General features: G+C 58.0%; 5 protein-coding genes. All 5 read right to left on the reverse strand.

The window, feature by feature from the left end; genetic code table 11:
• Positions 1–16: 16 nt before the first annotated feature.
• Entirely contained in the window at positions 17–2,143 is a 2,127-nt protein-coding gene (locus tag FFS57_RS16350) for a site-2 protease family protein (protein ID WP_171014007.1), read from the reverse strand.
• Positions 2,128–3,474 carry an efflux RND transporter periplasmic adaptor subunit gene (locus FFS57_RS16355; RefSeq protein WP_137938881.1) on the reverse strand — a complete coding sequence of 449 codons (1,347 nt, stop codon included), beginning with the start codon at positions 3,472–3,474 and terminating at the stop codon, positions 2,128–2,130. Before FFS57_RS16355 ends, FFS57_RS16350 begins: the two co-directional genes overlap by 16 nt.
• 15 nt (positions 3,475–3,489) lie before the next feature.
• Entirely contained in the window at positions 3,490–4,230 is a 741-nt protein-coding gene (locus tag FFS57_RS16360; RefSeq protein WP_137938882.1) for an efflux RND transporter periplasmic adaptor subunit, read from the reverse strand.
• Positions 4,227–5,813, reverse strand: coding sequence for a TolC family protein (locus FFS57_RS16365; protein WP_137938883.1), 1,587 nt, complete (start codon positions 5,811–5,813; stop codon positions 4,227–4,229). Before FFS57_RS16365 ends, FFS57_RS16360 begins: the two co-directional genes overlap by 4 nt.
• 290 nt (positions 5,814–6,103) lie before the next feature.
• The coding region (locus tag FFS57_RS25250) for an Ig-like domain-containing protein (RefSeq protein WP_249384025.1) at positions 6,104–8,803 on the reverse strand (2,700 nt) is incomplete at its 5' end.

An 8,803-nucleotide genomic window follows, 5' to 3' on the forward strand; every position in this document is an offset into this window, starting at 1 on the left:
GCGTATACGGTTGTAGTCACAACCCGCCCTCCCGCTGCAACACCGCCATTCCCTGCCGTAACCAGCCTGCAAGCAGGCTTTGCCGGTCGCTGACCAGGGTGGCCATACCAGGGATCTCTTGCAACAGTGGCTGGCTGGTTTGGCATTGGTCGAGGCGGACACGGAAAAGCGAGGTAAGCGGCTGCAAGGTGTCACGCAATCGCTGGGTGGGAATGGGGCCACCAAATGTGGATGCAAGGTAGAGCTGATCAAGGTTGGGTAAGGCCAGCCGGTCGACATTGTTCACGCGACAACGAATAGCCCCCTGCCCCCCCCGGTCTGCGATGAAGATGGCCAAGGTATCGGGCTGAAGACGTTGTCGCTGCAATTCGTCCACAAAGGCTTCACCTTTGACCTGGGTCGGGTTGACGAGGGACAACATACGTTCGCCAGCCGGAATAAGCGTGCCAGGCTGTAGCGCCTGGCTGGTGTCAACCACTCGACCGGCAAATGGCGCCCTGAAGGTGAGCCTGGCCAGTTGCTGATCCAGGGCAGTAACCCGTTCCAGCGCCACTTGCCATTGCTTGGTCAGTGCCTGGCCTTCTGCCAGCAGCTTGTCATCGAACGGTTGCTGCTCGATACGCCAACGCAACGCATCGGCCTGAGACTGGGCCCGACGGCGCTGCCAGAGCAAATCTGGCGAAGTCAGTCGAAGTAGTTCCTGCCCAGCTTCGACAACCTGTCCGTCATGCACCCATACCATCTGCACTTCGGCATCAACCGGGGTATACAGCGTTGTGGCTGCAGCAGCACCCAACATCGCCGGGGCCGAAACCCGGCCATGCCAAGGCACAACCAGTATCGCCAGTATCACCGCCAGCATCAGTGCCCCCCGACGGGTCGCATGATTCCAGTGCATGTCCGCACGCCGTTGCCACCAAACCATCAATTCACGCCACAGCGGGTAGGCAATGAACCAGCCCAGCTCTACCAGCAGCAACACGATACCCAGTGCCTTGAAGAACACGTGGTACACCAGCAATGCGATGCCGACGAACAGTACCAATCGGTAAAGCCAAGTCGCATAAGCAAACAGAATCAAGCTGCGTTGCCGGGCTGGCGGCCAAGGCTCGGGCGGGTCATCCTGCCACCCGAACAGCTGTTTGCGCAGCCACCAACGCCCCAGTTCGAACGAACGGCTATGCAGATTGGGAATACCCCACCAGTCGGACAACAGAAAGTAACCATCAAACCGCATGAATGGGCTGGCGTTGACGGCCAATGTCACCACCCAGGTGGTGGTCGCCAGCAGGAACACAGCCGCCCGCATTGGTCCATCCGGCAGAAAATTCCAGGCCAGGGTCGCGCCCACGGCCAATGTCAATTCGGCCAACATGCCGGCAGCGCCGATCAACATACGCTGCCGGCGTGAAGGTAGTTTCCAGGCTTCGTTGGTATCGGTATACAGCACTGGAAACATCACCAGAAACGCTACGCCCATCGTCGGGATGCGGCAGCCAAAACGACAGGCAGTCATAGCATGGCCAAACTCATGCAGTATCTTGGCAAAACTGAGCGACAGTCCAATACCGATCAGCGCACTGAAGCCGCTATAGGCAGCAAAGGTGTGGGTGAATTCATCCCAACGGCGAGACACCATGAACAACCCAACGATCAAGGCTGCAACCACGCCCCACCAGAATCGCGGATGACAGACCAGTTCAAACGCCGGCAATAACCGCCTCAGCAGTGGCATGGGACGCACCAGCGGAATGCGGAAGAATAAATAGTTTTTCAGCAGCCATTTGGCCGGGCCAAGCCGATTGGCACGAGCTTGTGCCAACAGATTGTCGGTATAGGCCGGCGCACCACTTTGCAACAGGTTATGACGAAACAGGAAATCGACGACCGCCGCAATGTCGTCTTCATCCAGCTTCAAGGTAGTGGTCTGATGAATATCATCGACAATCGCTACTGCCTCACCCAGCGGCCAACGAGACAAGATCTCAAAAGCGGGCCAGCCAATTTCGTAGAAACGGTTCGCTGCCGGATCATGCAGCACCCAACTGGGTGCCCCGCCCTCTCCTGCCGGCCCTGGATGCAAGCTCAGTTCCTGACGCATGGCGGGAAGGCGAAGTGTCGGCACCGTTACCAGCCCAACCATTGACGCAGCCAGGTCAATGGCCGTCGCAAGGCATAATAACTCAGCGGGACCCAATCACCGTAAACCCGTACCGTCCCCATCTGGCCAATGCGCGGCAAGCTGCGAGTATCTGACAGTCGTGCATACAGGCGATACGCCAGGATGCCCTCTTCCGTCACTTCGGCACGGTAGGCAAGGCGGGTCACCACCGCATCGAAGGATTCGGTCGGCGCAGCATTCGGATACAGTCGTACGGTGGAGCCCGGCTCGATAGGGATCGACTCCGCCACTGGCACGAACGCCGTCAACTCGACCTTGGCCGGATCCGCCAGCTGCATGACACGTTCACCAGCTGACACTGCCTTGCCCAACCAATCGCTACTATCCGAAAACACCACCACGCCGGCCTTCGGTGCCTTGACCTGAATACGCGCCAGTTGCCGTGAAGTGAATTCGGCTTCGATCCGTTTTTCCTCCAGTTTGGCTTGATCTTCTGCCATCTGCAATTTGGCACGGTCGTCCGTCAACGCTAACTGGGCTCGTTGCCGGAAGCTTTCCTGTGCAGCCTCGCTGGCCTTGCTGGCCAATGCCGACTGTCCTGCCAGCGTGGTGGCATCCAGGCTGAACAATGGGGTGCCAGCTTCTACCTGCTGATTGGGTTGCACAGTAATGCGGTCGATCACCCCACCGAGCGGGGCACGCATCAACAAAGGCGTTTGCGGGGTAATCTCCCCTCTTGCCAGCACCGTCAAGCGAACCGGAAAACAGGCCAGCGTCAGCAATGCCAACACTATCCAGCGACGAGCTTTGGCGGATTGCCACGTCAGACCAAGTCGATCTCGCCAGCCGCGCTGTGGCGCAAATTGACCTTGAGCGTGTGCATAGGCATCGACCAATTCCATTGCCAGGGTGCGCTCATACTCAGTCCAAGGCTCATCACGCGCCAGTAGCAAGGCACCATTCGCATTGCCGGCGGGAGGTGTCAGGGTCAAGTAGAGCAGGTAGGTTGGCAGCCAGGCTGGCCAATCTGCAGCCACTTCGGCCGGTACATCGACCGATGTCAGACAGCGTACCGACTCGCCGGTGCCAACAGTACGGCACAGCCCGGTCAGCCATTGCACATAGGGTGCATTCGGGTCGGTCTCCGGCAAGCCGGATACGGCCATGACCCTACCCAACGCCCCTCCACGCCACAGAGCAGCCTGGCGATAGGGCAACAAATTGAGGGTCTCGTTGACCATCACGAAACCCAGGACTTCTTCACTCGCCGCCTCGCGCGCGCGCCGCATCAAATGCAACAAGGTCGCCAAAGACCTGGCTGCATCAGCTTGGGGGGGGGGGACGAGATCCATACCAGCAGACCGTTACTACTTGGGCGGATTGAACGCAGCCCAGCCGCTCATCCCCGGCAACAACGCGGCATCTTGTGCTTCCATCGTGCCCGTGGCTGAAACCGACTGACTGACCGGGTCAATGCGCGCACCCAACCGATTGATGCTGGCCGGCAAGTTACGGTCGAGCTCGTCAACCTGCACATTGAAACGCACACCAGGCTTGAGCCACGCCAACCATTTCGATGGCAACAACATGCGCAACTCCAAGGGACCGCTATCGACAAGCTCCAGTATCGGCATACCAGGATTCACATACTGATGCTGTGCGGCAATACGTTTGGCCACCCGCCCGGCAAACGGAGCTGAGATCACGCACTTCGAAACAACGCTATGCATATAGCTCACTTCGGCCGCACTCTCCTTGGCTTTGCCTTCCGCTTGGGTCAGCTCCAATGCACCAATCGAATTCAGTTCGGCCAACCGGGCATTCACCTTGACCAACTGCCTTGCGGCATCCAGTGAGGCCTGTGCTTTGTTCAACTGGGCACGGAACCCACTGCAGTCAAACTCCACCAATGCCTGTCCCTTACTGAAGCTGGCTCCCTCCTGTACCGGTAGCCGCGCAATTTTGGCGGCCACCTCACTGGACAGCGTCACCGCATCACGTGACATCAACTGTACCCGGATGCGGCCGTCTGTTGCAGCAAGCTGGGCTGCAAGCGTATTTGTCGCCAGACAACCCAGCAATAACAGACCAAGCCGTACTGCGGTCATTCAGCGCCTCCGGCCAGCAGAGTGTCGGCTTGCTCAGCCACACCCTGCAACGCCTCGGACAACGAGGCAATATCGTGCCCACCCACTTCCTGCGGCAAGGCATCCATACCGATAGTGGCCGCCAACTGGCCATAAGCGTTCTGCAGATCCCCATAACCCTGATACAGCCGCAACTCGGCCAGCACAGCATTGGCGCCTGCCAGAATCGCCTGCAGTTTGCCCTGGGCGCTGGTTTGTGCCGCATTCATCGAATGTGACAACAGGCGTTGCTCCACACCATGAATATCCCGTTCCAGCTCGAACTGCCGGCTACGGCCTTGATAGTCCAGCCAGGCCACGTGGACTTGCATCAACACGGCCATGTTCAGCGCCATCCGCTGCTCCTGCGCCACTTTCAGCTGTGCATCGGCCGTACGCCGGATATTGCCCGCATTGAACAGGTTCATCAGGTTCCAGCTCACCCGCAACCCGGCATCAAACCAGTTGTGGTTCACCAGGAACTTATTGTTGTCGTAATGACGGCCTGCATTGAATTCCAGACCGGGAAACAACTTGGCAACGGCCTTGCGCGTTTCCAGTACTCCGATGCGTTCGTTGTAGCGGGCTTCCATCAGCTCTGGCCGGTTGGTCAGGGCCATCTCCTCCATCTGCTCAACAGGCAGACGCAACTGCGGTGCCGCTAACTTAGGCGGCTCAGCCACGCTGATGGTATTACCTGGCGGCAAGTTCATGATGGCAGCCAAACGTGGCTTGGCCTGTGACAAAGTAGTACGAATTTGTGTCATCTGGTTGATCACATCCAGCAACTGCCGTTGATAGGTCAGTGATTCCAGCGGAGTACGCAGCTTTTCCTGTTCGACCCTGCGCGCATCCCCCAATGCGGTTTCCGCGTCTTTCAACAGGTTGGCGATCTTGGGTTCCAGCCGTTGCGCACCCACCGCTTGCCAATAGGCCTGGCGAGTCTGCTGCATGAGCTGATGGGCCACCTTGCGCTTGCGCTCTCTCAGGATCAGCAGCTTGTCAGCCTGTTGTTTGGCGGTGAAATAGCTAACACCAAAATCCAGTACATTCCACGATACTGTCAAATCGGCATTGACCCGGTCACGTTCGGTGGAAATCGATGGCACCAGCGACTGACGCCCTGTCGCAATATCTTGCGATGAGGATGCCGCATCATTGTTGCGATGGCTGTACCCCGCCCCCAATGCCAGCTTCGGCAACATGTCGAAGTTAGCGAGATCCAGCTGTTCCTGTGCCAGCGCTTCTTCCATCACTTTGACGCGATAGTCGAGGTTGTATTTCAATGCCCTCGCCATGGATTCCTGCAACGATATCGACCCTGTCAGCACTTCCTGTTGGGTGAACATGGCCTGCCGTTCAGCCGCAAGTAATGCCTGTCGCTCGCTTTTCTCGATTGGACTGGGCGCCACTGCACACCCAGTTGCCAATACTGATGCAAGTGCCGCACTCAACACCGTCAGACGTGGTCGACTGCGTATACCACTTCGGCGGGCAGCCCGCCGCTTCGTTATTTCATTGCAATCTGGAACCAGATTAACCGCACCCACTGATGTTGTTTTCATCGTCCATCATCCCTTATGGCTTGAGTCATTGTGACGTGCGACGGCCTGGGCGCTACTCGAGTACCTCCATCACTGACAACCAACCTTGACAACGCCTCAGTAGACCACGGCACCTCGCCGCATGCGTCCGTTGCCGGGCGTACGGACAACGAACCATGCGACGACTGTGATTGCTGCTGCCTATCTCACCAAGCGGACTTCACCTACCCCGTGCACTTTCCCAAAAACAAATCATGCCGGTTTCGCAGCCAAGTTTCGGCCCCGGCATGGCCTACCCACCGCGCCCTCCTTCATGCACGTTTAGCTGGCTTACCCAACAAGGCATCCACCGATTTCGCGAAATGTGCCCCACCTTGTCGGCCCATTTGCTCTACCAATGGTGGTTTGCCTTGCGGCACCAGTTGCGCCAGGATCGATTTATCCAACGCGCCCTGAACATTGCGGGAAAAGTCGAGCTTTACCTTGGTCATCGCTTGATTGCCCTGGCTGTCCCGCACGGTGATGACAACCTCCACCGGTTGGTTGAATCCGGGTGGGGTCTGCCCTGAGAATCGACCTGTGGCGGGATCGAAGCGCAGCCATGCGGGCAATGCAGCCCCATCGGCCATGCGAGCTTCCAACAAGGTTGGGCTGCTGCTGCGTACACTGAATGTGGCACGCGGCAGCGCAAAGTTGAATGATTGCCCAGCCTGCAATGCCTGGGTCACTTCCGGTATGCGAACCTCGATCGGTCGCTGCTGCGTGGTATTGAGCTGCACCACCACACCGCTGGTCACGTTGTCAGGCCTGGAATCCACCGGACCACGCGGCCCGAGTGGCAGGATGGTTGAAGGCGGTGCCTCAGACGGTGCTGCAGACCGGCTTGCCTCGAATGACGGCGGTACAACAATCGGCAGGACTGCAGCGGGTGTGATCGTGCTCACATCATGGACAGTCAGTGTGGATGACGCTCCACCCTGCACGGCAGCCAGCACAATATTGGGTGTGGCCACGGGCAGCACGAGGGCACTGACTTGTGGTGTATTGTTTGCATTGGTAGTAGGCGGGGGCACTTCGACCACAACCTGCGGTGCAATGCTGTAGCTCTCGCCATCACTGAAGCCTGCAACCATGGTGTTGCCTTGCTGATCCTGTACCCCATCGGCCAGGGCATTCAACTGCAATGTGCCGCTGCCACTGATATCACTGACCAATACCACATAATTACTTGCATCCAGCACAGTGATGCTGGCAATTCGTCCGCTGACACCTGCACTACCAACCAGTGCAAAATCTGCGATGTCGACACCGGTCACCGGTTCGCTATAGGTCACGTGATAGCGCACACTGCCACTACTGCTATCACTATCCAACCTGGTCACTGAGATCACCACCGGTGGGTCCCGATCCCCATCCCGGGCCGTGCCGGCAAAGCCTGTTTCAATCACATTGCCGATGGCATCGGTAATCCCGGTTCCACCCTGCTTCAAATCCACCGCCATGGTCCCGGTGCCCGTAATACCGGTCACCGTTATGGTATAGGTCGTGCCACTGCCACTGATGTTGGCCAAGGTACCGGCGGCAGTGCCGGTTGTGGTCAGCAAAAAATCACTGAGATCGACCCCGGTGACCGCTTCGCTGAATACCACGGTATAAGTGGCGGTCTCGGCACCGGCCGGGCTGTTGGATGTAATGGATGTCACTACTGGAAGTCGCGCATCGATCACAATATTGCTGCTGGCTCCCAATGATCCGGCACTACCGGGTGATGGCAGGGTCAAGGTCGCCACATTGCCGGCCTCATCTACAATCCCACCACCATTCAGCGATAAAGCAGTACTGGACAGATACTCCAGATCATCGACACGATCGCCACTCTGTACGGTGTAAAGGAACGTCAAGGTATGAGTGCCAGAACCGCCACCATACACCGCCTGGCGATCGATGTTGCCCGTCTCCAATGCCAGACTCGGGCTACCTGTTACGGTGACCGCTTCGCTGAGAGTCACAGTAATGGCAATGACATCACCCGCCTTGTAACTGCCATTGCTGGTACTGGCTGTCACCGAAGTCACGCTGGGCGGCGTAAAGTCGACGGTACGGGCCGCACCGCTGAAACCGCCACTGATTGCATTACCACCGGCATCCACAATGCGGGTACCGCTGCCGTTCAGATCCACCGCCATCGTACCATTCCCACTGATACCGGTGACCGTGATGGTATAAGTGGTACCACTGCCGCTGATGCTAGCCAGGGTACCGGTCGCCGTGCCGGTAGTATTCAGGGTGAAGTCGCTCAAGTCCACCTCTGCCACACTTTCACTGAAGATCACCGCATAGGTGGTGGTGGTCGCATTGCCAGCACCTGAAGAACTGATCGAACTGACAGTGGGCGAATCGACATCCACTGCCCGCGTCGTACCACTGAAACCACCACCGATCGCATTGTTGTTGATATCCACAATGCCGGTACCGCTGTTGTTCAAGTCCACCGCTATCGTGCCAGTACCGCTGATGCCGGTCACGGTAATGGTATAGGTGGTACCGCTACCACTGATACTGGCCAACGTGCCTGCTGCCATCCCGGTTGTGGTGAGTGTAAAGTCACTCAGATCCACCCCTGTCACACTCTCGCTGAAGACGATGGTGTATGTGGCACTGGTCGCGTTAGCAGCAGTGACCGAGCTACTGGACACCACCACTGGCACATCAATATCAACAGTCCGGGCTGTACCACTAAAGCCACCACTGACAGTGTTGCTACCCGCATCGATGATGGCCGTACCACTAGCATTCAAATCCACAGCCATTGTGCCACTGCCGCTGATGCCATTGACGGTGATGGTATAGGTGGTGCCACTGCCACTGATGCTGGCCAGGGTGCCTGCCGCCGTACCTGTCGTCGTCAACGTGAAGTCGCTCAGGTCGACACCGGTGACGCTCTCGCTGAACACCACCGTATAGGTCGCGCTGCTTGCATTGCCGGCACTGGCCGAGCTGCTGGCGTTCAC

The sequence above is a fragment of the Chitinivorax sp. B genome, from assembly GCF_005503445.1.
Lineage (GTDB): Bacteria > Pseudomonadota > Gammaproteobacteria > Burkholderiales > SCOH01 > Chitinivorax.